This window comes from Caballeronia sp. GAWG1-1 (assembly GCF_023631465.1).
GTDB lineage: Bacteria > Pseudomonadota > Gammaproteobacteria > Burkholderiales > Burkholderiaceae > Caballeronia.
Map to the genome: position 1 here is coordinate 274741 of NZ_JALQDB010000025.1, position 24403 is coordinate 299143.

26 protein-coding genes are annotated in these 24403 nt (G+C 62.6%); 20 read left to right on the forward strand and 6 right to left on the reverse strand.

What is annotated here, in order from left to right; all coding sequences use genetic code 11:
* The first annotated feature begins 2 nt into the window (after window positions 1–2).
* On the forward strand, window positions 3–503 hold the full coding sequence (locus NCT03_RS15680) for a DUF4411 family protein (RefSeq protein ID WP_250493068.1): 501 nt from the start codon (window positions 3–5) through the stop codon (window positions 501–503).
* Between the two features lie 60 nt (window positions 504–563).
* Here NCT03_RS15680 and gnd read toward each other — a convergent pair whose 3' ends face one another.
* Entirely contained in the window at window positions 564–1970 is a 1407-nt protein-coding gene (gene gnd, locus NCT03_RS15685) for an NADP-dependent phosphogluconate dehydrogenase (RefSeq protein ID WP_244829078.1), read from the reverse strand.
* A 331-nt stretch (window positions 1971–2301) separates the two neighbouring features.
* Here gnd and NCT03_RS15690 point away from each other — a divergent pair, with 331 nt between their 5' ends.
* From NCT03_RS15690 to NCT03_RS15750, 13 genes are all read left to right on the forward strand, one after another.
* Window positions 2302–2643 (forward strand): hypothetical protein, encoded by a 342-nt coding sequence (locus NCT03_RS15690; RefSeq protein ID WP_250493069.1) that lies wholly within the window; start codon window positions 2302–2304, stop codon window positions 2641–2643.
* Between the two features lie 45 nt (window positions 2644–2688).
* Window positions 2689–3621 carry a 2-dehydropantoate 2-reductase gene (gene panE, locus NCT03_RS15695; protein ID WP_250493070.1) on the forward strand — a complete coding sequence of 311 codons (933 nt, stop codon included), beginning with the start codon at window positions 2689–2691 and terminating at the stop codon, window positions 3619–3621.
* 161 nt (window positions 3622–3782) lie between these two features.
* Window positions 3783–4349 carry a chromate transporter gene (locus tag NCT03_RS15700; protein ID WP_250493071.1) on the forward strand — a complete coding sequence of 189 codons (567 nt, stop codon included), beginning with the start codon at window positions 3783–3785 and terminating at the stop codon, window positions 4347–4349.
* On the forward strand, window positions 4346–4873 hold the full coding sequence (locus NCT03_RS15705; RefSeq protein WP_250493072.1) for a chromate transporter: 528 nt from the start codon (window positions 4346–4348) through the stop codon (window positions 4871–4873). Before NCT03_RS15700 ends, NCT03_RS15705 begins: the two co-directional genes overlap by 4 nt.
* A gap of 95 nt (window positions 4874–4968) precedes the next feature.
* A complete protein-coding gene (locus NCT03_RS15710; RefSeq protein WP_244829083.1) occupies window positions 4969–5307 on the forward strand; it encodes a thioredoxin family protein in 339 nt (112 codons plus the stop codon).
* 91 nt (window positions 5308–5398) lie between these two features.
* Window positions 5399–6103, forward strand: a complete 705-nt coding sequence (locus NCT03_RS15715; protein ID WP_250493073.1) for a FadR/GntR family transcriptional regulator — start codon at window positions 5399–5401, stop codon at window positions 6101–6103.
* 28 nt (window positions 6104–6131) lie between these two features.
* The gene (gene ltnD / locus NCT03_RS15720) at window positions 6132–7025 is read left to right on the forward strand and encodes an L-threonate dehydrogenase (RefSeq protein ID WP_250493074.1); all 894 of its coding nucleotides are present in this window, start codon (window positions 6132–6134) and stop codon (window positions 7023–7025) included.
* Entirely contained in the window at window positions 7025–8311 is a 1287-nt protein-coding gene (gene otnK, locus NCT03_RS15725; RefSeq protein WP_250466459.1) for a 3-oxo-tetronate kinase, read from the forward strand. The genes ltnD and otnK overlap by 1 nt, the downstream gene beginning before the upstream one ends.
* A complete protein-coding gene (gene otnC, locus NCT03_RS15730; protein WP_250493075.1) occupies window positions 8311–8952 on the forward strand; it encodes a 3-oxo-tetronate 4-phosphate decarboxylase in 642 nt (213 codons plus the stop codon). Before otnK ends, otnC begins: the two co-directional genes overlap by 1 nt.
* A gap of 138 nt (window positions 8953–9090) precedes the next feature.
* On the forward strand, window positions 9091–9879 hold the full coding sequence (gene otnI, locus NCT03_RS15735; RefSeq protein WP_250493076.1) for a 2-oxo-tetronate isomerase: 789 nt from the start codon (window positions 9091–9093) through the stop codon (window positions 9877–9879).
* Between the two features lie 13 nt (window positions 9880–9892).
* On the forward strand, window positions 9893–10858 hold the full coding sequence (denD, locus tag NCT03_RS15740; RefSeq protein WP_250493077.1) for a D-erythronate dehydrogenase: 966 nt from the start codon (window positions 9893–9895) through the stop codon (window positions 10856–10858).
* A gap of 273 nt (window positions 10859–11131) precedes the next feature.
* On the forward strand, window positions 11132–12256 hold the full coding sequence (locus NCT03_RS15745) for a DedA family protein/thiosulfate sulfurtransferase GlpE (protein ID WP_502800377.1): 1125 nt from the start codon (window positions 11132–11134) through the stop codon (window positions 12254–12256).
* A complete protein-coding gene (locus NCT03_RS15750; RefSeq protein ID WP_250493079.1) occupies window positions 12253–14055 on the forward strand; it encodes an FAD-dependent oxidoreductase in 1803 nt (600 codons plus the stop codon). The genes NCT03_RS15745 and NCT03_RS15750 overlap by 4 nt, the downstream gene beginning before the upstream one ends.
* A gap of 54 nt (window positions 14056–14109) precedes the next feature.
* On the opposite strand, the gene NCT03_RS15755 is transcribed toward NCT03_RS15750, so the two are convergent.
* From NCT03_RS15755 to NCT03_RS15765, 3 genes are all read right to left on the reverse strand, one after another.
* Entirely contained in the window at window positions 14110–15279 is a 1170-nt protein-coding gene (locus NCT03_RS15755) for a porin (RefSeq protein ID WP_244829090.1), read from the reverse strand.
* A 222-nt stretch (window positions 15280–15501) separates the two neighbouring features.
* A complete protein-coding gene (locus tag NCT03_RS15760; RefSeq protein WP_250493080.1) occupies window positions 15502–16941 on the reverse strand; it encodes a heavy metal sensor histidine kinase in 1440 nt (479 codons plus the stop codon).
* On the reverse strand, window positions 16938–17609 hold the full coding sequence (locus tag NCT03_RS15765; protein WP_250466465.1) for a heavy metal response regulator transcription factor: 672 nt from the start codon (window positions 17607–17609) through the stop codon (window positions 16938–16940). Before NCT03_RS15765 ends, NCT03_RS15760 begins: the two co-directional genes overlap by 4 nt.
* On the opposite strand from NCT03_RS15765, the gene NCT03_RS15770 reads away from it, so the two are divergent.
* The 4 genes from NCT03_RS15770 to NCT03_RS15785 all read left to right on the forward strand — a co-directional run bounded on the left by NCT03_RS15770 (window position 17608) and on the right by NCT03_RS15785 (window position 19791).
* Window positions 17608–17748: a hypothetical protein gene (locus tag NCT03_RS15770; protein WP_244829093.1), complete on the forward strand. Its 141-nt coding sequence runs from the start codon at window positions 17608–17610 to the stop codon at window positions 17746–17748. The genes NCT03_RS15765 and NCT03_RS15770 overlap by 2 nt on opposite strands.
* Before the next feature lie 88 nt (window positions 17749–17836).
* Entirely contained in the window at window positions 17837–18358 is a 522-nt protein-coding gene (locus tag NCT03_RS15775; protein WP_250493097.1) for a cytochrome b/b6 domain-containing protein, read from the forward strand.
* Between the two features lie 3 nt (window positions 18359–18361).
* Window positions 18362–19135: a molybdopterin-dependent oxidoreductase gene (locus NCT03_RS15780; RefSeq protein WP_244829094.1), complete on the forward strand. Its 774-nt coding sequence runs from the start codon at window positions 18362–18364 to the stop codon at window positions 19133–19135.
* Window positions 19136–19179: 44 nt separating this feature from the next.
* A complete protein-coding gene (locus NCT03_RS15785) occupies window positions 19180–19791 on the forward strand; it encodes a hypothetical protein (protein WP_244829095.1) in 612 nt (203 codons plus the stop codon).
* A gap of 46 nt (window positions 19792–19837) precedes the next feature.
* On the opposite strand, the gene NCT03_RS15790 is transcribed toward NCT03_RS15785, so the two are convergent.
* The gene (locus tag NCT03_RS15790) at window positions 19838–20254 is read right to left on the reverse strand and encodes a MarR family winged helix-turn-helix transcriptional regulator (RefSeq protein WP_250493081.1); all 417 of its coding nucleotides are present in this window, start codon (window positions 20252–20254) and stop codon (window positions 19838–19840) included.
* Between the two features lie 130 nt (window positions 20255–20384).
* Here NCT03_RS15790 and NCT03_RS15795 point away from each other — a divergent pair, with 130 nt between their 5' ends.
* On the forward strand, window positions 20385–21836 hold the full coding sequence (locus NCT03_RS15795; RefSeq protein WP_250493082.1) for an NAD-dependent succinate-semialdehyde dehydrogenase: 1452 nt from the start codon (window positions 20385–20387) through the stop codon (window positions 21834–21836).
* 51 nt (window positions 21837–21887) lie between these two features.
* Complete coding sequence (locus tag NCT03_RS15800) at window positions 21888–22694, forward strand: NAD(P)-dependent oxidoreductase (protein ID WP_250493083.1); 807 nt, start codon at window positions 21888–21890, stop codon at window positions 22692–22694.
* On the opposite strand, the gene NCT03_RS15805 is transcribed toward NCT03_RS15800, so the two are convergent.
* Entirely contained in the window at window positions 22691–24109 is a 1419-nt protein-coding gene (locus tag NCT03_RS15805; protein WP_250493084.1) for an aminotransferase-like domain-containing protein, read from the reverse strand. The two genes, NCT03_RS15800 and NCT03_RS15805, sit on opposite strands and share 4 nt — an antisense overlap.
* Window positions 24110–24403: the final 294 nt, after the last annotated feature.

The following is a 24403-nucleotide window of genomic DNA, read 5'->3' on the forward strand; positions in this document are numbered from 1 at the left end:
GCATGTATCTGTTGGACAGCAACATTTTTGTCGAGGCGCAGAATCGGTATTATGCAAGCGATATTTGCCCCGGCTTCTGGGATTGGCTGGACGACGCGAATGCGAAGGGGCTGATTGCGAGCGTCGGCGAAGTCTACGACGAACTCGCGGGCAAGGGAGACAGTCTTGCGGAGTGGATCGAGGCGCGGCGCGGAACCGGTTGGTTCGTGGATGTGACAGACGAAGAAACCCAATCTTCTTTTATCGAAATCGTTCAGCATATCGAATCAATTGACCGATACACCCGGCCGAGCAGAGATCAGTTCCTTGGCGGTGCGGACCCGTGGCTCATTGCGAAAGCCCGAACGATGGGTTGCGGCGTTGCGACTCACGAACGTTTCCACGAGCACACGACCAAAGTAAAGATTCCGAATGTCTGCGTCAATTTCGGCGTGCCGATTCGCGACACGTTCGACATCTTGCGCGAGCTTCGAATTTCTTTTGGCTGGGCGCGTGCGGCCTGAACCATCGAAAAAAAAGGCGGCTCCAAAAGAGCCGCCCCGCTTCAACTCAAACCAGCACCCTCAAGCCCAGTTAGCGTGAAAGCTTCCCGGCTTATCGGTGCGCTCGAACGTATGCGCACCGAAAAAGTCCCGCTGCGCCTGCACGAGATTCGCAGGCAGTGTTTCCGACCGGTAGCTGTCGAAGTACGCCACCGCCGATGAAAACGCCGGCACCGGCACGCCCGCCTTCACCGCCGCCACGACAACATCGCGCAATGCGTCCTGGTACTTCGCGGCGATATCGCTGAAATACGGATCGAGCAGCAAATTGGCTAGCCCCGCGTCCTTCTCATATGCGTCCGTGATCTTCTGCAGGAAGCGCGCGCGGATAATGCAACCCGCCCGGAAAATCTTGGCGATGGTGCCGTACTGCAAGTTCCAGTCGTATTCGTCCGATGCCGCGCGCAACTGCGCAAAGCCCTGCGCGTAGGAAACGATCTTGCTCAGATACAGCGCACGCCGCACCGATTCGATAAATGCCTCACGGTCGCCGTCGAACTTCGGCGACGGACCGGTGAGGACCTTGCTCGCCTTCACGCGCTGATCCTTCAGCGACGACAAAACACGCGCGAACACCGCTTCGGTAATCAGCGGCAACGGTGCGCCGAGATCGAGCGCGTTCTGGCTCGTCCACTTGCCCGTGCCTTTCTGCGCCGCGCGATCCAGAATGACATCGACGAGATCCTTGCCGGTTTCGTCGTCTTTCTTCGAGAAAATCTTCGACGTGATTTCGATCAGGTAGCTGTCCAGCTCGCCCTGATTCCACTCGACATACACCTTGCCGAGTTCTTCGTTCGACAGACCCGCCACGCGCTTCAGCACGTCGTAGCTTTCGGCGATCAATTGCATGTCGCCATACTCGATGCCGTTGTGCACCATCTTCACGAAGTGACCCGCGCCGTCCGGGCCCATGTACGCGACGCACGGTTCGCCGTCCGGCGCCTTCGCGGCGATCTCGGTGAGGATCGGTGCGACGAGTTCGTAGGCTTCTTTCTGGCCGCCCGGCATGATCGACGGGCCCTTGAGCGCGCCTTCCTCACCGCCCGACACGCCCGTGCCGATGAAATGCAGCCCCGACTTCGCGAGGTCCTGATTGCGGCGAATGGTATCGGTGAAATGCGTATTGCCGCCGTCGATGAGAATGTCGCCCTTGTCCAGCAGCGGACGCAGCGCGTCGATGGTGGCATCCGTGCCGGCACCGGCCTTGACCATCAACAGAATGCGGCGCGGAGTTTCGAGCGACTGGACGAACTCTTCGAGCGTGTACGCGGGCACGAGCTTCTTGTCGGGATGTTCGGCAATCAGTTCATCGGTTTTTTCGCGGCTGCGGTTGTAGACCGAAACGGCGTGGCCGCGGCTCTCGATATTCAAGGCCAGGTTGCGGCCCATGACGGCGAGGCCCACTACGCCGATAGCTTGCTTGCTCATTGCTTGATCTCCGGATGGCCGAAGCCCGCGGCTCGTGGCGCAAGGCTTCGGGGATGAAACGTATCGATAAATGCGGCGTTCGCACGATGAAGAGATCGTCTTCACGCGCGGTTCGCGCCGGGGCCGGCTGAAGGCCCGGTGCGACGCGCTGCGGCGCGGCCGGAATTCTACCGGCGGCGCGGCCGCTGACGCGAACGCAGACCGACCCGAATTTACCACTTTGAGCGCCATCCGGCAGGGAAAGCGCGCTCTCGGCATGGCGTTCGGGCAGCGCACGTGGCGTCGTCATAGAATGACCAGCCCAACGAGCACGCCGCGAGGCAATTCATTCATGGCGCAGGCCCGGCGCGCGCGAGCGCATCATTATTCGGTCTACGTAGTCGAGCTGGCGGACGCAGTCTGGAACGAGGCGCGCTTTCGTCGTGCGAATCCGGATTACGTGTTGGGCAAGCCGTTCGTCTATGTCGGCATGACGGGAATCGATCCCGACGTACGCTTCGACAAGCACAAGGCGGGCATTCAGTCGAACCGCTTCGTGCGCGATTTCGGCTTGCGGCTCTTGCCGCAACTGTATGAGATGTACAACCCGATGCCCTACGAGGGCGCGCGCGAGATGGAAGTGGAACTTGCAATCGGCTTGCGCGAGGCGGGTTATGGCGTCTGGCAGGCGTGAAGAACGATCACGAACACGAGCACCATCAACGACACGGAGCGTGACATGCGGATTCTGGTAGTGGGCGCGGGCGCCATCGGCGGATACTTCGGCGCGCGGTTACTCGAAGCAGGCAGGGACGTGACCTTTCTGGTGCGCGAACGCCGCGCGCAAAAGCTGCGCGAGAGTGGCCTCGTGGTGAAAAGTCCGGCCGGCGATCTCCATTTCGACGCGCCGCCGCTCGTGCTGGCAAGGGACATCGATAAGCCGTTCGATCTCGTCATCCTGAGCTGCAAGGCTTATGACCTGGCCAACGCCATCGATTCGTTCGCGCCCGCGGTCGGACCGGACACCGCGATCCTGCCGCTTCTGAACGGCATGGGCCATCTCGACGTGCTCGATGCGCGCTTCGGCACGGCAAAAGTGCTCGGCGGGCAGTGCGTGATAGGCGCGACGCTCGGCGCTGAAGGCGAAGTGCTCCATCTGAACGAGATGCAGTCGATGACCATCGGCGAGCGCGCGGGCGGGCGTTCGGCGCGCATCGACACAATCGCCGCGCAATTGAGCGACGCGCGGTTCGATCTGCAGGTGAGCGAGGACATTCTGCAGGCGATGTGGGAGAAGTGGGTCTTCCTGGCGACGCTCGCCACGGGAACGTGCCTGATGCGCGCGCCCGTTGGCGACATCGTGAGCGCGCCGGGTGGCGATGATGTGTTGCGTCGTCTCTTCGACGAATGCAGCGGGATCGCGGCCGATAACGGTCATTCGCCGGGCGAGGCGCTCGTCACGCGTGCACGCGGTTACTTCACGGACCGCAGTTCGCTGATGACGGCGTCGATGCTGCGCGATCTGGAAAACGGCGCGCGGATCGAAGCGGATCATATCGTCGGCGACTTGCTGGCGCGGCGCAAGACGTCGGTGGATGGCGCTTCCGTGCTGGCAATCGCGTTTGCGAATCTGAAGGCTTACGAAGCGCGGCGGGCGCGGCTGGCTGGCTGAGGACGGCGATGCCGCCGCGTTCGCCTTCGCCTTCGGAGCGGCGAACCGCCATGCGTACCGCATCGCTTTCAATCAACCCACAACGATAAACACCTCTTCTGGCGCACATCGGGACGCTGTACCCTTTCGGCTTTCCCGATGAACGTTCACGCCCGCGCCTCATGTCATCCGATCTCGCTCTCACCGGCCACACCGCCGCGCCGCCCACCGTCTCGCAGATCTTCACCGGCTTTCTCACGCTCGGCCTCACCGCGTTCGGCGGCGCGTTGCCGCTCGCGCGGCGCGAGATCGTCGAACGCCGCAAATGGCTGACTGCCGACGAGTTCACCGATCTCCTCGGCCTCTGCCAGTTCCTGCCGGGCGGCAACGTGATCAACCTGTCGGTGGCTATCGGCATGCGCTTTCGTGGCCTGGCCGGCGCGTTCGCGGGCCTGCTCGGGCTGATCGGCGGGCCGTCGCTGATCGTGATCGCGCTGGGCGTGATCTATCAGCGCACGCATCAGGACCCTCGTATCGCGCATCTGTTCGCGGGGCTTGCGGCGGCGGCGGCCGGGCTGCTGATCGCGATGGCCATCAAGATCATGTGGCCGCTGCGCAAGAAGCCCGAAGCGGCAGTCATCGCGCTCGTCATGCTCGCGGCCATCGCGTTCCTGCGCACGCCCTTGCTTCCGTCGATGCTCGTGCTCACGCCGATCTCGGTCCTCATTGCGTGGAAGGTGCGCCGATGATCGCGAATCTGCTTTCGCTCGCCGCCATCTTCAGCCAGCTCTCGCTGCTCGCATTCGGCGGCGGCAACACCATTCTTCCCGAGATGCAGCGGCAGGTCGTGCAAGTACACGACTGGATGACGAAGGCCGACTTTTCCGCGCTCTTTGCGCTGGCGCAGGCGGCGCCCGGGCCGAACATGATGGTCGTCACGCTGATCGGCTGGCATGTCGCGGGCTGGCCGGGCGTGCTGGTCACGTCGATCGCGAAGTTCGGGCCGTCATCGCTCGTGACGATTGCCGCGCTGCACGCGTGGGAGCGCTTCAAGGACCGGCCGTGGCGGCGCTATGTGCAACTCGGTCTCGTGCCGATCACGGCGGGCCTCGTGGCGGCGAGCGCGCTGCTGATTGCCGAGGCATCCGATCAGACGTGGATGCTGGTCGCGATCACCGCTGTCGTGGCGGTCGTGTCGTACAAGACGAAACTGCATCCGCTGTGGTTGCTGGCGGGCGGAGCGCTGATCGGGCTGACGGGAATCGGGCAGTGAACCGGGCTAGAAGTGCGGTTCCGCAAAGGCCGGCTCAAGCACGCGGGCGCACTTTCTGCTGAAATCGAACCGGACAAGACAGCCAGGACGAAGCCATGACCATGACCACCGAATACGCGAAAACCGCGCCCGAGCGCGCTGAACTCGATGCATCGACGGCGCCCGTCGTCATCGAATTCGGCACCGACTGGTGCGGCTTCTGCCGCGCCGCGCAGCCGCTGATCGCACAGGCGTTCCAGGAACATCGCGATATCCGTCACATGAAGATCGAGGACGGCAGCGGCCGACCGCTCGGCCGCTCGTTTCGCGTCAAGCTGTGGCCGACGCTCATTTTCATGACAGGCGGCAAGGAAGTCGCGCGGCTGGTCCGTCCCGGCGACGCGTCCGAAATACGCGATGCGCTGGCGCTGATCGACGATCCTTTGGAGCAGTAGCCGCTTCCCGGCTAGGGGTTAAAGCTGATACGATCTCGGCCATGCAAACTTGTATGATGACCCGATGACCGTACAAGAGCCGTCCATCCGCATGTTCAAAAAGATCCCGTCCCGCGCCCTGAGCGATACGGTCGCGCAGCAATTGCAAAAGCTGATCGAGAAGGGCAGTTTCACCGCCACCGGCAAGCTGCCGACCGAAGCCGTGCTCGCGCAGGAGTTTGGCGTGAGCCGCACGGTGATCCGCGAGGCCATTTCGCGGCTGAAGAACGAAGGCATGGTTGAACCTCGGCAAGGCAGTGGCGTCTTCATCGTCGAGCGCGCGGGCATTCGGCCGTTGCGGATCGACTACGCGCAGGCCGTCGAGCCGGGCTCCGTGCTGCACATCCTCGCGCTGCGCCGGGCGATCGAAGCCGAAGTCGCGTCCGAAGCCGCGATGCGCCGCACCGACGAGCAAATGGCCGCCATCGACGCCGCGCTCGTTCGTATCGACGAAGCCGTGCGCGCCGGCCAGAACGGCGTGGCGGAAGACGTGGCGTTCCATCGCGAGATCGCGACCGCCACGGGCAATCCCTATTTCCTCAAGACGCTCGCTTTTCTGAGCCAGTACCTCGAAGCCGGAACCATCGTCACGCGCGGCAACGAAGCGCTGCGCGAAGACTTCTCGCGCCAAGTGCGCGAGGAACACGCCGCCATCGCCGAGGCCATTCGCGCCGGCGACCCCATGGCCGCGCGCAACGCCGCTCAGACACATCTCTACAACGCCGCGCGCCGACTGGCGGAAGCGGGCCTTTGCTAACCGCTTCATCGAAAATCAAGAGAACGCTATGTCAAGAAACGTGGGAGTCATCGGGCTGGGCGCAATGGGTCTGGGCGTCGCGCGCTCGCTATTGCGCGCGGGCTTCGCCGTGCATGCATGCGATGTCCGCCAGCAAGCGCTCGATTCGTTCGCGGCCGAAGGCGGCATTGCATGCGCGTCGCCGGCCGAAATGGGCGGCAAGTGTGAGGTCGTCGTCACGCTGGTCGTGAACGCCGCGCAAACCGAAGCGGTTCTATTCGGCGATAACGGCGCGGTCCCGGCGATGAAACCGGGCAGCGTCGTGCTCGCCTGCGCGACGGTCGCGCCGGGTTTCGCGGTGGAGCTCGGCAAGCGCGTCGCGGCAACCGGCGTGCTGATGCTGGACTCGCCGGTATCGGGCGGCGCCGCCAAGGCGGCATCCGGCGAAATGACGATGATGACCTCCGGCCCCGCCGATGCCTACGCCGCCTGCGAAGACGTGCTCGATGCCATCGCGGGCAAGGTGTATCGGCTGTCGGAGGAGCACGGCGCGGGCTCGAAGGTAAAGATCATCAACCAGTTGCTGGCGGGCGTGCATATCGCCGCCGCCGCCGAAGCCATGGCGCTCGGCCTGCGCGAAGGCGTGGACCCGGACGCGCTCTACGACGTCATCACGCACAGCGCGGGCAATTCGTGGATGTTCGAGAACCGCGTGCCGCACATTCTCTCGGGCGACTACACGCCGCTATCCGCCGTCGATATCTTCGTGAAGGACTTGGGCCTCGTGCTCGATACGGCCCGCACGTCGAAGTTTCCGCTGCCGCTTTCGGCGGCCGCGCATCAGATGTTCATGATGGCCTCGACTGCCGGACACGGCGGCGAGGACGATTCCGCAGTCATCAAAATTTTTCCGGGCATCGAAGTCCCGAAGGGAGCGAAATAATGGCGCAGGCCTTGCTTGGCTGCATCGCAGACGATTTCACCGGCGCGACCGATCTCGCCAACATGCTCGTGCGCGGCGGCATGCGCACGGTGCAAAGCATCGGCGTTCCGGCAGCCGGGACGAAGATCGAAGCCGACGCGTTGATCGTCGCGCTGAAATCGCGCACGATTCCCGCCGAGGACGCCGTGCGTCAGTCGCTCGAAGCGCTCGAATGGCTGCGCGCGCAAGGCTGCCGCCAGTTCATCTTCAAGTATTGCTCGACCTTCGATTCCACCGACAAGGGCAATATCGGCCCGGTCGCGGACGCCTTGCTCGAAGCGCTGAACGACGACTTCACCATTGCCTGCCCCGCGTTTCCAGAGAACGGCCGCACGATCTTTCGCGGCAACCTCTTCGTCGGCGACGTGCTGCTGAATGAATCGGGCATGGAGAACCATCCGCTCACGCCAATGACCGATCCCAACCTCGTGCGCGTGCTGCAACGGCAAACGAAGTCGAAGGTCGGCCTGATTCGCTACGACACGGTCATGAAGGGCGCGGATGCGGTACGCGCGCGCATCGCCGAACTGAAGAAGGATGGCGTGCGCCTGGCTATCGCGGATGCCATTTCCGACGCCGATCTCTTCGTACTCGGCGACGCCCTCGGTGACCTCAAGCTCATCACGGGCGGCTCGGGTATCGCGCTTGGACTGCCGGAAAATTATCGCGCGGCGAATCTGCTTGCTCATGCGGAAGATGCGGGCGAGCTGCCGAAGATCGAAGGCAGGTCGGTGGTGCTCGCGGGCAGCGCGTCGAAGGCCACGAATGCGCAGGTCGCGGAGTGGCGCGCGTCGAAGCCGAGTTTTCGCGTCGATCCGCTGGCGCTGTCGCGCGGCGAAGCGGTCGTCGATCAGGCGCTGGAATTCGCGCGCAGTCATGGCGATGAAACCGTGCTCATCTACGCAACGTCTTCGCCGGATGACGTAAAGGCCGTGCAGAAGGAACTGGGCGTGGAGAAGGCGGGACAGCTGGTTGAAGACGCGCTCGCCGCGATTGCGCGGCAACTGCGCGACGCAGGCGTGCGCAAGTTCGTGGTCGCGGGCGGCGAGACATCGGGCGCGGTCGTGCAGGCGCTCGACGTGCGTTCGTTGCGTATCGGGCCGCAGATCGATCCGGGTGTGCCCGCGACGCAATCCATCGGCGCCAATGCAGACGATGCGCCGCTCGCGCTTGCGCTCAAGTCGGGCAACTTCGGCACGACGGATTTCTTTGCGAAGGCCTTGAAGGCGCTGGATGGGGTGGCGTGATGTCGTCGAACGAAAACCGTATCCGCGAGGAAATCTGCGTGACGGGCGCGAGCCTGTACGAACGTCGCTATACCGTGGGCAGCGCGGGCAATATCAGCGCGCGTCTCGACGATGGCTGGCTCATCACGCCGACCGACGCGTGCCTCGGCCGGCTCGATCCGGCGGATATCGCGAAGGTGGATCTGGAAGGCAAGCATGTGTCGGGCGGACGTCCATCCAAGACGCTGGCGCTGCATCGGCGCATCTACGAGAACAATGCGGATGCGCACGGCGTCGTGCATACGCATTCGACGCATCTCGTCGCGCTGACGCTCGCGGGCGTCTGGAAAAACGAGGACGTGTTGCCGCCGATCACGCCGTACTACGTCATGAAAGTCGGCCATGTGCCGCTGATTCGCTATCGACGTCCGGGCGATCCGGCCGTGGCGGAAGAAGTGGCGGCGCTGGCATCGACGGTGCGCGCGGTCTTGCTTGAGCGGCTCGGACCGGTGGTGTGGGAAAAGTCGGTGGCGCATGCGTCGTATGCGCTGGAGGAACTGGAGGAGACGGCGCAGCTTTACTTATCGATGATGCCGAGGCCTGCGCCGTTGCCCGACAGCGCGCTCGAGGATTTGCGCACGACGTTCGGCGCGCGTTGGTGAGAGCCGTGCGACGTTGCGAAGGCCGCGCGCGGTAACGACGCCGCAGCGGCACTCGGCGACCGCAACCAAGAGCAAGTAACGCGCTGACTTTAGTGGTCAAGACACGGAATCGAACGCATTGAAAAGGAGACAACCGCAATGCCCCGCTTTGCAGCCAACCTCACGATGATGTACCCGGAACACGAGTTCCTCGACCGCTTCGGCGCAGCCGCGAAAGACGGTTTCAAGGCGGTCGAATTCCTGTTTCCCTATGACTTCTCGGCATCGGACATCAAAACCCGATTGCAGGACAACAACCTCACGCAAGCGCTTTTCAACGCGCCGCCGGGCGACTGGGCCGCAGGCGAACGCGGCATCGCGTCCTTGCCGGGCCGCGAGGACGAATTCAAGAAGAGCGTGGACAAGGCGCTCGAATACACCGCCGCGCTCGGCAACAAGAAACTGCACTTCATGGCGGGACTCATCAAGCCCGGCGATTCGCGCGAGGAGCGCAAGGCGATCTACCTGAAAAATCTCGCGTATGCAGCGAAGCAGGCGGAATCGGCGAACGTGGATGTCGTGATCGAGCCGATCAACACGCGCGACATTCCCGGCTTCTTCCTCAATCGTCAGGACGAAGCACAGGCTATCTGCGATGAAATCGGCGCGCCGAATCTGCAAGTGCAATTCGACATCTATCACTGTCAGATCGTGGAAGGCGATATCGCGGTCAAACTCAAGCGCGACATGAAACGCGAGAACGCGGGCATCGGCCATATTCAGATTGCGGGCGTGCCGGATCGACACGAGCCGGATCTGGGCGAACTCAACTACCCGTATCTGTTCGATCTCATCGATTCGCTGGGCTACGAAGGCTACATTGGCTGCGAGTATCGCCCGAAAGCGGGTACGTCCGCGGGCCTCGGCTGGCTCAAGCCTTACCTATAAAAAAGGAGACGACATGAAGGTTCTGATCACGGGAGGCGCAGGCTTCCTCGGGCAAAAGCTCGCCAAACGTCTGCTGGAAAAAGGCGAACTCGACGGCAAGCCGGTCACCGAGCTCGTACTGCTCGATGTCGCGCGCCCGAGCGATGCCGCGCTTCTCGACGACAACCGCGTCAAAGCCGAAACCGGCGACATCTCGGACAAGGCCACGCTCGAGCGCTACATCGATACGAAGACGGAAGCGATTTTTCATCTCGCGGCCATCGTGAGCGGCCAGGCGGAAGCCGACTTCGACCTCGGCATGAAGATCAATCTCGATGCCTCGCGCGCGCTGCTCGAAGTGTGCCGCGCGCGGGGCCACGTGCCGCGCGTCGTGTTCACGAGTTCGGTCGCGGTGTATGGCGGAACGCTGCCGGAAGTCGTGCAGGACGACACCGCGCTCAACCCGCAATCGTCGTATGGAACGCAAAAGGCCATCGCGGAATTGCTGCTGTCCGATTTCTCACGGCGCGGTTTCGTCGATGGCCGCGTGCTGCGCCTACCGACCATCAGCGTGCGGCCGGGCAAGCCGAATGCGGCGGCGTCGTCGTTTGCGAGCGGCATCATCCGCGAGCCGCTCAATGGCGAGCGCTCGGTATGTCCCGTCGATGGCGACACGCGCGTCTGGCTGCTCTCGCCGAAAAGCGCGGTGGACGCGCTCATCGCCGGATGCGAGATCGAGCGCGCGAAGCTGGGTCTTCGGCCGGTGATCAATCTGCCGGGGCTTTCGGTGAGCGTGAACGAGATGGTCGCGGCGCTGCGTGAAGTCGCGGGCGATGAAGTCGTGGCGCGCATCGACTTCGAGCCGGAGCCGCGCATCGAGAAGATCGTGGGAAGCTGGCCGGGCGCGTGGAATCCAGCGCGCGCTGAAGAACTCGGGCTCACGGGCGACAAGTCTTTCGCCGATGTGATTCGCGCGTATATCGCCGATCAACGCGGTTAAATGAGGCAGGACGCCGTGTTTTCACGGCGTCCGCGCGAGCCAACCCGCAGCGCACCCGGCAACCGCCTCAAAGGTTGCACGATGCAAGCTTGTATCCCCTTTCCGCGCTACACTCCTCCCTTAAATGTGACGAACGCCGGTCCGGCGCCGCGTGCACCGCAGTGAACCACGAGCGGTAGCCTGCTCGTTTCTCATTCCAGCGCCGATCCGCGCTGCCGCCACGCGCAAAACCCGTCGTCTCGTCAGGCTGCCCCTTGCGCGGAGAATCCCATGTTGCTCCACCAGCTCGTCGATCGATTCGGCCCGTTGATCGTATTCGTCAATGTGATGGGCGCGGCGCTCGGGCTGCCCGTGCCCGCCATGCCAACGATGATCGTCGTCGGCGCGTCCATCGCGCTAATGGCGGTGAATGGCGCGGCGTTCTGGCCACCGCTTATCGGTGTTCTGTGCGTGGCGGTCGCGGGCGGAGTGATCGGCGATCTCGTCTGGTTCCAAGGCGGCCGCAAATACGGCGACCGCACGCTCAAGACCATCTGCAAGCTCTCGCTGTCGCGCGATACCTGCGTCAAGAAAACCGAGCGCTTCTTCGGCCGGTGGGGCGTGCGCATTCTGCTCGTGGCGAAGTTCATTCCCGGTTTGTCGCTCGTGTCCGTGCCGCTCGCGGGCGCCATGGGCGTGAAGCTGCGCAGCTTCATTACCTGGGACGGTCTTGGCATTGCGCTGTGGGGCACGGTTGGCCTTACGGTCGGCGTGCTGTTCGCGGCCGAACTGGAAATGGTCTTCGCCATGATTTCGCAGCTCGGCCGGCAGGCCATCATGGTCGTCGCGGTGCTGCTCGCGGTGTATGTGGCGTATCGCTGGTGGCGTCGCCGCGCGCTCATGGCGACGCTGGAAAAAGCGCGCATCAGCGTGGACACGCTTTACACGATGATGCGCGACGAACCCGTGCCGGTGATCTTCGATATCCGCTCGCCGGAAAAGCGCATGCTCGATCCGTTCACGATTCCCGGCTCCGTGTTCGCCGATGAACGCGAGCTGGCGAAGATCATTGAAAACTACGACAAGTCGCGCAAGATCGTCATCTACTGTTCGTGCCCGAATGAAGTGTCCGCTGCGTGGATGGCGAAGACCATGCGCAACGCGGGCTTCAACGATGTCGTGCCGCTCACGGGCGGGCTCGATGCCTGGCGTCTCGCCGGCTTCGATGTCGCGAAGCTGACCGAGTTCGGCCAGATCGTCGCGGCCACGCCGGAAGAAGTCGCCGAGATGGCGGCAATGTGCCCGTGGCCCGTGAAACAGGCGTCGGGCGCATCGGCTGCGGCGTCTTCCGCGACGGCGGCATCCACGGGCTCCGCATCCTTGCATAAAGCTGGTTTTCCACACGGAGATCGCGCATGAGTACAACCCCGAACAACGAGCACGGCGCGGATATGCCCAATGTCGTGGCATGGAGCGCGCGCGTGCCGTCGTCGGAAGATCCGAACGTCGTTCCGTCGACGACCGTCGTCGAGCCTGCGGCAGCGGATGAAAACGCGCCATATTCGCCGCTGAATTCGCGCATGCATCAGATGTTCCCCATCCTCACGGCGAACGAGATCGAACGCATGAGCCGCTTCGGCAGCGCGGCGCGCTGGCGCAAGGGCGAGTGGCTCTTTCGCACGGGCGATCTCGGGCGCGGCATGGTGATCGTGCTGAGCGGTTCGGTGCGCGTGACGCGGCGCGATGCGCTCGACCGCGTGCATCTGGTTGTCGAGCATGGTCCGGGCAATTTTCTGGCGGAAGTGGCGCAGCTTTCGGGCAAGCCGTGTCTCGTCGATGGCATGGCCGCCGAGGATGTCGAAGGCGTGGTGATCCCGCCCGAGCGTCTGCGCGCGCTGCTCGTCGCGGAAGCGGAACTGGGCGAGCGCATCATGCGGGCGCTGATTCTGCGGCGCGTCGGCTTGATCGAAAAAGGCAGCGGACCGGTGCTGCTCGGCCAGTCCGACGATGGGCGTCTGGTTTCGCTGCAAGGTTTTTTGCGGCGCAACGGCCATCCGCACACGGTAATCGACGCGTGTACCGATCCCGATGCCATCGCGCTGCTCGAACGCATCTCGGCTTCTAAAGCCGACTTTCCGCTGGTGATCTGTCCGGACGGCACCGTATTGCGCGCGCCGACCGAGAACCAGGTGGCGACGCAACTCGGCTGGCTGCCGGAATTCGATCCGAGCCATGTCTACGATGTCGCGATCGTCGGCGCGGGACCGGCCGGGCTCGCTACGGCGGTGTATGCGGCGTCGGAGGGATTGTCGGTTGCCGTGTTCGACTGCCGCGCGCCGGGCGGACAAGCAGGCGCGAGTTCGCGTATCGAAAACTATCTCGGTTTTCCGACCGGTATTTCAGGGCAAGCGCTTGCCGGACGCGCGTTCGTGCAGGCGCAGAAGTTCGGCGCGCATATCGCCATTCCCACACGCATCAAGGCGCTGCATTGCGGTGCGACGCCCATTCGGATCGAACTCGAGAACGGCACGTGCGTGGCGACGCAGACGGTGGTGATTGCATCGGGCGCGGCGTATCGGCGGCCGGCCATTGCCGGGCTCGAAAAGTACGAAGGGCATGGCACGTATTACTGGGCGTCGCCGGTCGAGGCCAAGTTGTGCAAGAACTCGGAAGTGGTGCTGGTCGGCGGCGGTAACTCGGCGGGACAGGCGGCCGTGTATCTCGCTTCGCACGCAAAGCACGTGGATGTGCTGATTCGCGGCGCGGGGCTCGCGGCCAGCATGTCGCATTATCTGGTCGAGCGCATTGCGTCCTTGCCGAACGTGACGGTGCGCACGCATACGGAGATCGCCTCGCTCGAAGGCGACGATCGCATGTTGAGCGCCGTCGTCTGCAAGACGCCGGAGGGGCCGTTGCGGCTCGAATCGCGGCATCTGTTTCTCTTCACGGGCGCGGACCCGAACACGGACTGGCTGACCAATTGCAACGTCAACACGGACGAGAAGGGTTTCGTGCTGACCGGGCCGGAAGCGCACGAGGGCCGCACGCAAGGCGTGATGATGCTGGAGACGAGCGTGCAGGGCGTTTTCGCCATCGGCGATGTCCGCTCGAGTTCGACCAAGCGCGTGGCGGCCGCGGTCGGCGAGGGTGCGGCGGTCGTCGCGCAGATACACGGCTTGCTCGCCCGGCGACAGGCGGTGCCCGCACCGGTTGCTTGATGAAAAAGCCCCGCATTCACGGGGCTTTTCGTTTGAGGCAGGCTCGAAAGCCGGTCAGAACCGATGCCGCAAGCCGACACGCGTGACGAACTGCGTGTTCGCTCCGGCACTCTGGCCGATAAAGGCCGTCGACGAGCCGATTTCCGCTTGCACCGGCACATTGCGGCCGGCAACCGTGTTGCTGCCCGACGCCTTCTGATAGATGCCGAGCAAATACACATCGGTGCGCTTGGACAACGCGTAATCCACCGCGCCGTTGATCTGATGCCATTTGCCTTCGAAGTTGTCGTCGAGCTTCGAGAACGTATAGCCGAGACCCGCGCTGAACGCCGGCGTGATGTTGTACTTGCCGCCGATTTCGTAGTTGTTCAACTTCGACGATGCCGCGACCAGCGGTTCGAACGTCGTATGCGTCCAGTTCGCCCAGACCGTGGCCGCGGAGAACGTGTAGCGCGCGCCGACGCCATAGGTTTCGAGATCGCGCAGGCCGCCCGTGGCGATGTTCGCGATGTTCGTGCTGAATGCAGGCGTCGCGCCATTCGGGAAGCGGATGTTGGTGTACGCCGCGCCGATGCCGAACGGTCCCTGGTTGTAGTTCAAACCGAAGCTGTACGTGCTCGACGAACCTTGCGTCGCGCCCGCGCCCGTGGTGGTCGGCGTGCCTGCGAATTGCGTCGAATTGGAAAAGCCGTACATGGCGCCGAAGGTTACGCCATAGAAGCTCGCGCTGTTGAACTTCACCGAGTTGTTGATACGGCTCGAAGTCAACTGATCCAGATCGTTGATGTGGTACGCGTAGTTGCCGGCGGGCGTTTGGCTACCCATCGTGTAATTGCCGCCGATGACATCGGTGGAGAACGAATACTGGCGACCGAAGGTCAGCGCGCCGACATCGTTCTTCGACAGACCGACGAAGGCTTGCCGGCCGAATTCCGCGCCGCCTTGGCCGAGCGTGCCATCGCCGCTATTGAAGCCGCTTTCCAGGACGAAGATGGCCTTGAGCCCGCCGCCCAGGTCTTCCTGTCCGCGCAAACCCCAGCGGCTGCCTGATGCAACGCCGTCGCCGTATTTCACGAGGCTGTCGTGGCTGTTCGGTCCGGTCGAAACCTTGTTCGCATAGGTGATACCGGCGTCGATCAGGCCGTAAAGCGTGACGCTGCTTTGCGCATGCGCGGCCATGCCGAAGGTCCCGAGGATGGCGAGCGCCAGGATTTTCTGCTTCATCGATCTTTCCTTGTTATTTGCTGTTCGCGAGTGACGATTTGCCACGCGAAGCGGCGCCGCTTGTGCGGCTGTTGTGTTCACGCCGAAGGGTTTCGTCGGACATACCGTTGCGCGATGAACACCATCGTTATGTTGCGTGGAATATAGCGAAATGTCAGCTAGCGGTAAACGCTTCGAGGGGAAGCTGTAGCCTTTCTTCCACAATACTTGCTATAAGAATTTTTATAGCTTGAGCAAGGATGAGGCAGGAAAGCGCAGTTCGAATTCGATCCAGCCGTTCTGCGTGCAACGCGCCGACGCGCTGCCGCCATGCATGCGCATGATTGCCTGGACGATGGAAAGGCCGAGCCCGCTGGACTCCGTGAACTCGCTACGAGCCGCATCGCCACGATAGAAGCGGTCGAAGAGACGCGCCAGTTCGGCGTCTTCTATACGCGCGCCGCGATTGCCCACGACGATGCATGCGCCGTCCGCATCCGCGTGACCTGACAGGCGCACGACGGTGCCTGCGCTCGCGTAACGCACCGCATTGACGACCACGTTGCCGATCGCGCGGCGGCACATGATTGCGTTTGCAACTATCTGGCCGCTTGCCTCGATATCGAAGCTGATGTGCCGTTCTTCCGCGATGCCTTCGAAGTAAGCGGCGAGGTTGTCGAGTTCGTCGCGGATATCGAGCTTCTCGCATTCGATGCGTTGCGTCTCGTGATCCGCTTGCGCCAGAAACAGAATGTTCTGCGCAATGCGCGCGATTCGCTCCAGTTCCTCCAGATGCGATTCGAGCACGGTGCGATACTCCGCCACGCTGCGTTCATGCGCGAGCGTTACCTGCGTCTCGCCGATCAACACGCCAATCGGCGTACGCAGTTCGTGCGCGAGATCGGCGGAAAACTGCACGAGGCGCGCATAGCCATGTTCGAGCCGGTCGAGCATGGCGTTGAACGAAGCCGCGAGGCTTTGGAGTTCCTGCGGCGCGTGCGCGACGTCGAGTCTCGCCGACATGCTGTCCGGCGCGATCTCGGCGGCTTTGTCCGCCATGAGCCTGAGCGGCATCAGGCCGCGACTCGTGACCCAGTAAGCGAGCAGCATCGTGACGAGCACGGCGGCGATCATGGTGATCCACACGCGCACGAGATACGCCGACAACACGTGCGCTTCCTGCGTCATCACGTGCGCGGCCATGATCTCAACCACTTCACCGCTTTCGCCGATACGCGCCTGCGCACCGAGCCAGCGCATGCGCACGCCATCGGCGCGCGTGCCTTCGTAAAGATCGTCGAGCGCGACTGCGCGTGTCACGGGCACGGTCTGCAGCGGCGGCAGCGGCATGTTCTCGGGATTGACGGCGATGAACGGCGCCGCGCCCGCACGCCGGAAGATGATCACGTCCTGCCGGTCGCCGAGCATGGTTTCGAAAAGCCGCGGCCGCGCTTCGATTTCCTTGATCGTGTAGAGGTCGTGCAGCAGCGCGCGATAGTGTTCGACACGGGCGATCAACTGATAATCCGCACGCGTGGAGAGGGCGGAGTTAGTCGCGTGATAGAGCGATGCGCCGACCATGCCGACCACCACGCACACGATCAGCACGAACGACACGGCAATACGTACGGCAAGCGAGCGCGACGGCTGCGGCGGCAGCCAGCGCAAGACGGCGTCGTTCAAGGCTCTTCCCCAAACGAATAGCCGATACTGCGCACCGTATGAATCAGCTTCGGTTCGAACGGATTGTCGATCTTCGCGCGCAGACGCTTGATGGCGACATCGACCACGTTGGTGTCGCTATCGAAATTCATGTCCCACACTTCCGAGGCAATCTGCGTGCGCGACAACGCCTCGCCCTGATGCTTGCAAAAGAGATGCAGCAGCGCGAATTCCTTGTTCGTCAACGCGATATCCATGCCCTTGCGCGTCACCTTGCGGCGCAGCACATCGACGTGGAGATCGGCAATCTGGAACATGTCCGATTCGCGCATCACGCCGCGACGCAAGAGCGTGCGAATGCGCAGCACGAGTTCGGTGAAGGAAAAGGGCTTGACGAGATAGTCGTCCGCGCCGAGTTCGAGACCGTGGATACGGTCCGTGACGTGGTCGCGGGCCGTGAGAAAGATGACAGGCAAGTCACGTTTCGCGCGCAACGCCGACATGACCTGCCACCCGTCGATGCCGGGCAGCATCACGTCGAGCACGATCAGCTCGTACGAGTTCGCCAGCGCCTGATGCAGACCGTCGGTGCCGTTGCGCACGAGATCGACCTGATACCCGGACTCGATAAGCCCTTTTTTCAGGTAGTCTCCGGTCTTGCGATCGTCTTCTATAACGAGGATGGTCATGCGCGGCATTCTTGCTTTGTATTGCCGTCATTTTGCCAGTGCGCTCGAACGGTCCGTCGAAAATGACAAAAAAGTCATCGATGCGTCATGGATCGATCAGAGCGGGCTGGCTACCATCGGTCCTGTGTTTGCTCCGTGAGAAAGACGTGCAGAACAATTCGCGACATTCCGTGCAGCCGCTTTGGCTTCGCATCACACATTGGGTCAACGCCTTCGCCATACTCATCATGGTGACGAGCGGCTGGCAAATCTACAACGCATCGCCGATCTTCAAAGCGTTCACGTTTTATCCGGCCATCACGCTCGGCGGCTGGCTCGGTGGTGCGCTGCAATGGCATTTCGCGGCCATGTGGCTGCTCGTGGCGAACTTCATCGTCTATGTCGGGATGAACGTTGCGACGGGCCGTCTGCGCGAGCGCATGTTTCCGCTCAGCATCAAAAGCATCATTGCCGATGGCATTTCCGCCGTGCGCGGCAAGCTCGGTCACGACGATCTCACGCGCTACAACGCCGTGCAAAAATTCGCGTATCTCGCGGTCATGGTGGATATCGTCGTCATCATTCTGTCGGGCCTCGTCGTGTGGAAGTCGGTGCAGTTCCCGCTTTTGCGCGCGCTGATGGGCGGCTACGACAACGCACGCGTCGTGCATTTCCTCGGCATGAGCTTTCTGGTGGCGTTCTTCGTCGTGCATGTCGCCATGGTCGCGCTCGTGCCGCGTTCGCTCGTGTTGATGATCAAGGGACGTTGATTCATGTCGCTCAAGCTTTTTAAAACACGAACGGACGCCGAACTCATCGTTAAAGATGCGGCGAAGGAATTAAAGGCCCCCGCGCGCCGTTTATTCGGCAAGCGCATTCTTTCGCTCGGCGGTCTCGCGATGCTGTCCGGCTGCAACATCACCGACGACAAATCCGTCAACGCGATGCTGCGCAAGATCTCGTCCTTCAACGACGACATGCAGGCGTTGCTCTTCGATCCCAAGCAACTCGCGCCGACTTATCCCGATTCGATGATTACGCGTCCGTTTCCCTTCAACGCGTTCTACGACATCGACGAAGTGCCCGAAGTGGACGCTTCGAGCTACAAGCTGCAGGTCGGCGGCCTGGTCAAAGGCAAGCGGGTCTGGACGCTCGACGAGCTTCATGCCATGCCGCAAGAGAGCCAGGTGACACGGCACATTTGCATTGAAGGATGGAGCGCCATAGGCAAGTGGGGCGGCGTGCGCTTCGCGAACTTTCTGCTGCATGCAGGCGCGGATACGACCGCGAAATACGTGGCCTTTCACTGTGCGGACAATTACTCGACCAGCATCGACATGCCGACCGCGCTGCATGCACAAACCTTGCTCACGCTCAGCTACGACGGTCAGACCTTGCCGCCCAAATACGGTTTTCCGATGAAGCTGCGCATGCCGACCAAGCTCGGCTACAAGAATCCGAAGCATATCGTCGCGATCACCGTGACCAACGATTACCCCGGCGGCTACTGGGAGAACCAGGGCTATAACTGGTTCGGCGGTTCCTGAAGAAGTCTCTTCGCTTGACCCTTATCGATACCAAAGGAGAATCCATGTCGATTCGCATGAAACTCGGCGTCAGCATCGCGGCGCTCGCACTCACGAGCGCGGCCTTCGCGCAGACGCCCGCTGCCAAACCCACGCGTATTCGCGGCGATATCGTGTCCCTGTCCGGCGACACGATGACGGTGCATCGGCGTAGCGGCGACACGGTCAAGGTCGCGGTGAAGGCCGACACGCCAGTCACGGCGCTCAAGAACATCAAGCTCGAAGACATCAAGCCGGGGCAGTTCGTCGGCACGGCCGCGACCACGGGCACCGACGGCAAGATGACCGCAACCGAGGTGCTGGTGTTTCCGGAAGCGGCACGCGGCACGGGTGAAGGCCACTACGCGTGGGACCTCGGCCCGCAAAGCTCGATGACCAACGCGAACGTCGATCAGGTCGTGCAAGGCACGAGCGGACGCGATCTCAAGCTGTCGTACAAGGGCGGCTCGAACGCTGTCACCGTGCCGCCGAACGTGCCGGTCGTGACCTTCGCGCCCGCTTCGCATGACGACCTGAAGCCTGGCAAGAAGGTGTTCGTCGTGGCGAGTCCGGCAGGTGGCGACTTTGCCGCGCAGCGTATCGTCGTGGAAAAGGACGGCGTCGCTCCGCCGATGTAAGCTTCGATGTAACGTAAGACCCGCGCCCGCTTCAGAGCGGGCGTTTTCATTCCAGACTCGCGCGCACGTCTCTCACGTTCGACACCGTCTCGTCGAAGTGCGCGGACCCGAGTTTGCGCCTCATGCGCTTCGTGACCTCCGAGCTCATCGAGCCAATGCGCTTCATCAGCGCAGGCGCCGCGGCTGTCGGATGAATCGATGCCTCGCGTCCATCCCTGTCGGTCGACCAGCGTTCGACCAAGCCGAGCTTTTGTAAGCCGTCCAGCGTGCGCGTGGCCGTGGGTCGCGAAATGGCGAGCGCATCGGCAAGCTCGCCCTGCAGCAAGCCGGGATGCTCGACGATCGCGCGCAGCATGAAGCCTTGTGCGGGCGTAAGGCCGAACGGCTTGAACGCTTTCGTCCACTCGCGCTCCAATGTGCGTGCAAGCGCCGTGGTGTTGAAGTAAAGGCATTGGTCGAACATGCGGCTTTCCTTTGAATCGAATTGATTTGCTCTGCAACTATCCGCGTGTCGTCGACGGACGGGTCAGCAGATTTTACGGGCTCGGGTTAACATCGTCGTTTGCCGCGAACCACTCGTCAGGAGAACATGCATGAGCAATACGCGTTCCGACCTTCCGTCATATCCGAACACACAACTTTTTATCGATGGCGAATGGCGCGCCGGCTCGCGCGACACCGCCGTGATCAATCCCGCGAGCGAAGCGGAAATCGGCCGTCTGGCGCTCGCGGGCATCGACGAACTCTCGCTTGCCGCCGATGCCGCCGCGCGTGGCTTCAAGGAATGGCGCAAGGTTTCGCCGTACGAGCGCAGCAAACTGATGCGTCGCGCCGCGCAGAACATCCGCGACCGCGCGGAGCAGATCGCCGCCATCATGTCGATGGAGCAGGGCAAGCCGCTCGGGGAAGCGCGCATCGAGACGCTGTCGGCTGCGGACATCATCGAATGGTTTGCCGAAGAAGGGCGCCGCACGTATGGCCGCGTGATTCCGTCCCGTTCGGACGCGGTGCGCCAGATCGTGACGCGCGAGCCCGTCGGTCCGGTGGCCGCGTTCACGCCGTGGAACTTCCCGATCAATCAGGCGGTGCGCAAGGTGTCGGCGGCGCTGGCCTCGGGCTGCTCGGTCGTGTTGAAGGGACCGGAGGAAACGCCCGCGAGTTGCGCGGCGCTCGTGCAGGCTTATGCCGATGCGGGTTTGCCCAAGGGCGTGCTGAATCTCGTGTTCGGCGTGCCGGCGGATGTATCGAAATATTTGATCGCGCATCCGGCCATCCGCAAGATTTCGTTCACGGGTTCCACACCGGTGGGCAAGCTGCTCGCATCGCTGGCGGGCGAGCATATGAAGCGCGTGACCATGGAGCTCGGCGGACATGCGCCAGCTATCGTCTTCAAGGACGCGGACGTGCCGCGCGCGGCGAAGATGCTGGCATCGGCCAAGTTTCGCAACGCCGGTCAGGTGTGTATCTCGCCTACGCGCTTTCTCGTCGAAGAGGCGGCGTATGAAGAGTTCGTGCATCACTTCGTCGCGACGGCGAGCGCGGTGAAGGTCGGCAACGGTCTCGACGACGGCGTGCAAATGGGCCCGCTCGCCAACGGCCGCCGTCTCGAAGCCATGGAACGCCTCGTCGCCGATGCCCGCGAGCACGGCGCAAAGGTGCTGACGGGTGGCGAACGCGTGGGCCGCGAAGGTTACTTCTTCGCGCCGACCGTGCTGGTGGACGTGCCCATGAACGCGCGCATCATGACCGAAGAGCCGTTCGGCCCGATTGCGCCTATCGCCTCGTTCAAGTCGTACGACGAAGTCATCGCCGAAGCGAATCGCTTGCCCTACGGTCTCGCCGCTTATGCGTACACGAGTTCGGCGGCGACCGCGGCGGCGGTATCGGACGATATCGAAAGCGGCATGCTGTCGATCAACCATCACGGGCTTGCCTTGCCTGAAACGCCGTTCGGCGGTGTGAAGGATTCGGGCTACGGTTCGGAAGGCGGCAGCGAGGCGATGGAAGCGTATCTCGTCACCAAGTTCGTGACCGAGCATCGTTGATGGAAACGCGCGGGCGTTATCACGACGCTTGCGCATCGACAGGAGAAGCAGGTGACGCGAACGGTCGTGGGTTTGCTCGGCACGGGCAGCATGGGCGCGGCTGTCGGCCACAGGCTGACGCAGAAGGGCGCGCGTGTCTTGACGATACTCGAAGGGCGCAGCGAGGCCAGCATCGCTCGCGCGCGCGAGGCGGGGATCGAAGACGCAAGTCCCGACCGCTTCGCCGAGTGCGATTTCATTCTATCGATCGTGCCGCCCGCGGTGGCGGTCGAATCGGCGCACCGTCTGGCGCCCGTGCTTGCGCGGGCCGCCCGTAAGCCTCTCTACGTCGATTGCAACGCGGTCAGTCCGGCGACGGTCAAGCGCGTGGCAGAAGCGCTCGACGTTCCGTTTGTCGATGGCGCGATCATCGGTTTGCCATCCGCGCCAAAGTTCTATGTGTCGGGACCGCAAGCGCACCGTACGCTCGCACTCGCCGATGCGGGCCTCGACGTACAGGTGCTCGATGGTCCTGTCGGCGCGGCTTCGGCGCTCAAGATGTCGTATGCGGGAATCACGAAGGGATTGACCGCGATCGGCGCGGCCATGTCGCTCGCCGCGCTTCGCAATGGCGCGGGCGATGCGCTCTTCGAAGAGTTATCGGCGAGTCAGCCCGAGCTCGCCAAATGGCTTGCGAATAGCGTGCCGCGCATGCCGCCCAAGGCGTATCGATGGGTCGCGGAGATGGAAGAGATCGCGGGCTTTATCGGCGACGAACATGCCGAGCATCGCATCTATGAAGGCGCGGCCGGTCTTTACGAACGCCTGGCCCAGGACAAGGACGCCACCGACGCGCTCAAGCAGTTCTTCGAGCGTTAAGCCCTGGCCGTCTGCGTCATGTGTTCGAAAAAGCGTGCGGCGCGCCGGTCGCCTGCGTATGCCGAGTTGATGCGCACCCACGCGCACGCCTCGCCGTTCGGCCGATAGTAATTCCCCGGCGCCAGCGTCACGCCGAACTTCAGCGCTTCACTCACGAGCTTCGTCGAGTCTTCGATACCCGGCACCTTCGCCCAGACGAAATTGCCGCCGCTCGGTTGATCGAATACGTCCCAGCCGTAGCTCTCCAACTGCTGCACCGCGCTCGAAAGCGAATCGCGCACGCGCTTGCGCAGCCGTTCGAGATACTTCCTGTACGTGCCGCGTTCCAGCAGACTTGCCGCAACGCTCTCGGCGAAGCGCGTGCCGCCGAGGCTCGTCAGCACTTTCACATCGACGAGATTCTTCACGAGCTCGCGATTGGCCGCGAGATAGCCGATTCTCAGCGACGACGACAGCGTCTTCGACAAGCCGCCCACATAAATCACGCGGTCGAACTGATCGAGCGATGCGAGCCGTTGCGTCGGCACGGTCTGAAAATCCGCATAAATGTCGTCTTCCACGATAGTGAAACCGTGCTGCGTCGCAAGTTGCAGCAGCCTGAAAGCGACTTGCGGCGCGATGTTGGTCGCCGTCGGGTTCTGGAACACGGTGTTCACGAAGAACAGTTTGGGCGTGTGCTGCTTCAGAAGCGCTTCGGCCATCTCGACATCCGGCCCGTTGGCCAGACGCGGCACGCCGACGAGCCGCACGCCTTGCAGCTTCAGCAAGCCAAACAGATTGTAATAGCCGGGATCTTCGACGAATACCGTATCGCCGGGCTTGAGCATGTAGCGCACGACGAGATCGAGCGCCTGACTCGCGCCGCTCGTGATCATCACATTGGGCAAATCCGCGTTGATGCCGAGCGTGTTGAGGCGCATCTGGATCTGCTGGCGCAGGTTCGTGTCGCCGTGCGGAATGGCGTAATCGATCACGCTTGCGATGTCCGCGCGCGACGCCTGTCGCACCGCCTGCGTGAGACCATCGACATCGCGCCATGCCTCGGGAATGAAGCCGCTCGACAGCTTGAGCGTCTCGCCGGGATAGTTGAACTGCGCGAGGATCTGGCTCGACTCCTCTTCCGCGAGACGCGGGTCGCAATTGCCAGCATCGCGCGCGTGTTCGTCCACATGATTCGCCACGTAAAAGCCCGAACCGTGACGCGGCTGAATCAGCCCGCGCGACGCAAGACGGTCGTACGCTTCGATCACCGGAAAGCGGCTGATGCTCTGTTCGGTCGCAAGTTGCCGGATCGACGGCAGTTTCGCGCCCGCCAGCACGCGGCGCGAACGGATCATGGTTTCGATCTGGCTGACGATCTGCTCGGTCAGCGGCACGCCCGTGGCGCCATCGATATTTAGCGGAAGTGCGTTCATCGTTTTAAGTGTTCGGTCGAACAGCGTGAACAGTTGCGATCAAGTGTTTGCGGAGTGATTTGAAGTATTCGAACGCATCCGAAAAGCGCCGTCAACTAGGCCAAACGGCCATCCACACTGTTCTGAGCGAATACGGACAAAATTATTCACTTAGAAGTGTTCGGTATTTCTGGCTATACAGTTCCTGTGTAACTGTACGCAAGTGTTCATTCTAGATGTTCGGCACTGGCCGAATAATACGCTTAACGGCTGCGACACGCTTTTACATTCGCAGCATCCATCAAGCGATCAGGC

Excerpts from the sequence above, each read along its gene's own strand:
- ltnD (WP_250493074.1), top strand. The coding sequence starts at position 6,132 with ATGTCAAGAAACGTGGGAGTCATCGGGCTGGGCGCAATGGGTCTGGGC.
- denD (WP_250493077.1), top strand. The coding sequence starts at position 9,893 with ATGAAGGTTCTGATCACGGGAGGCGCAGGCTTCCTCGGGCAAAAGCTC.
- NCT03_RS15750 (WP_250493079.1), top strand. The coding sequence starts at position 12,253 with ATGAGTACAACCCCGAACAACGAGCACGGCGCGGATATGCCCAATGTC.
- NCT03_RS15705 (WP_250493072.1), top strand. The coding sequence starts at position 4,346 with ATGATCGCGAATCTGCTTTCGCTCGCCGCCATCTTCAGCCAGCTCTCG.
- NCT03_RS15710 (WP_244829083.1), top strand. The coding sequence starts at position 4,969 with ATGACCATGACCACCGAATACGCGAAAACCGCGCCCGAGCGCGCTGAA.
- otnK (WP_250466459.1), top strand. The coding sequence starts at position 7,025 with ATGGCGCAGGCCTTGCTTGGCTGCATCGCAGACGATTTCACCGGCGCG.
- panE (WP_250493070.1), top strand. The coding sequence starts at position 2,689 with ATGCGGATTCTGGTAGTGGGCGCGGGCGCCATCGGCGGATACTTCGGC.
- otnC (WP_250493075.1), top strand. The coding sequence starts at position 8,311 with ATGTCGTCGAACGAAAACCGTATCCGCGAGGAAATCTGCGTGACGGGC.
- NCT03_RS15785 (WP_244829095.1), top strand. The coding sequence starts at position 19,180 with ATGTCGATTCGCATGAAACTCGGCGTCAGCATCGCGGCGCTCGCACTC.
- gnd (WP_244829078.1), bottom strand. The coding sequence starts at position 1,970 with ATGAGCAAGCAAGCTATCGGCGTAGTGGGCCTCGCCGTCATGGGCCGC.
- NCT03_RS15755 (WP_244829090.1), bottom strand. The coding sequence starts at position 15,279 with ATGAAGCAGAAAATCCTGGCGCTCGCCATCCTCGGGACCTTCGGCATG.
- NCT03_RS15805 (WP_250493084.1), bottom strand. The coding sequence starts at position 24,109 with ATGAACGCACTTCCGCTAAATATCGATGGCGCCACGGGCGTGCCGCTG.
- NCT03_RS15770 (WP_244829093.1), top strand. The coding sequence starts at position 17,608 with ATGCGCGGCATTCTTGCTTTGTATTGCCGTCATTTTGCCAGTGCGCTC.
- NCT03_RS15790 (WP_250493081.1), bottom strand. The coding sequence starts at position 20,254 with ATGTTCGACCAATGCCTTTACTTCAACACCACGGCGCTTGCACGCACA.
- NCT03_RS15775 (WP_250493097.1), top strand. The coding sequence starts at position 17,837 with ATGGTGACGAGCGGCTGGCAAATCTACAACGCATCGCCGATCTTCAAA.
- NCT03_RS15715 (WP_250493073.1), top strand. The coding sequence starts at position 5,399 with ATGTTCAAAAAGATCCCGTCCCGCGCCCTGAGCGATACGGTCGCGCAG.
- NCT03_RS15680 (WP_250493068.1), top strand. The coding sequence starts at position 3 with ATGTATCTGTTGGACAGCAACATTTTTGTCGAGGCGCAGAATCGGTAT.
- NCT03_RS15795 (WP_250493082.1), top strand. The coding sequence starts at position 20,385 with ATGAGCAATACGCGTTCCGACCTTCCGTCATATCCGAACACACAACTT.
- NCT03_RS15700 (WP_250493071.1), top strand. The coding sequence starts at position 3,783 with ATGTCATCCGATCTCGCTCTCACCGGCCACACCGCCGCGCCGCCCACC.
- NCT03_RS15765 (WP_250466465.1), bottom strand. The coding sequence starts at position 17,609 with ATGACCATCCTCGTTATAGAAGACGATCGCAAGACCGGAGACTACCTG.
- NCT03_RS15780 (WP_244829094.1), top strand. The coding sequence starts at position 18,362 with ATGTCGCTCAAGCTTTTTAAAACACGAACGGACGCCGAACTCATCGTT.
- otnI (WP_250493076.1), top strand. The coding sequence starts at position 9,091 with ATGCCCCGCTTTGCAGCCAACCTCACGATGATGTACCCGGAACACGAG.
- NCT03_RS15690 (WP_250493069.1), top strand. The coding sequence starts at position 2,302 with ATGGCGCAGGCCCGGCGCGCGCGAGCGCATCATTATTCGGTCTACGTA.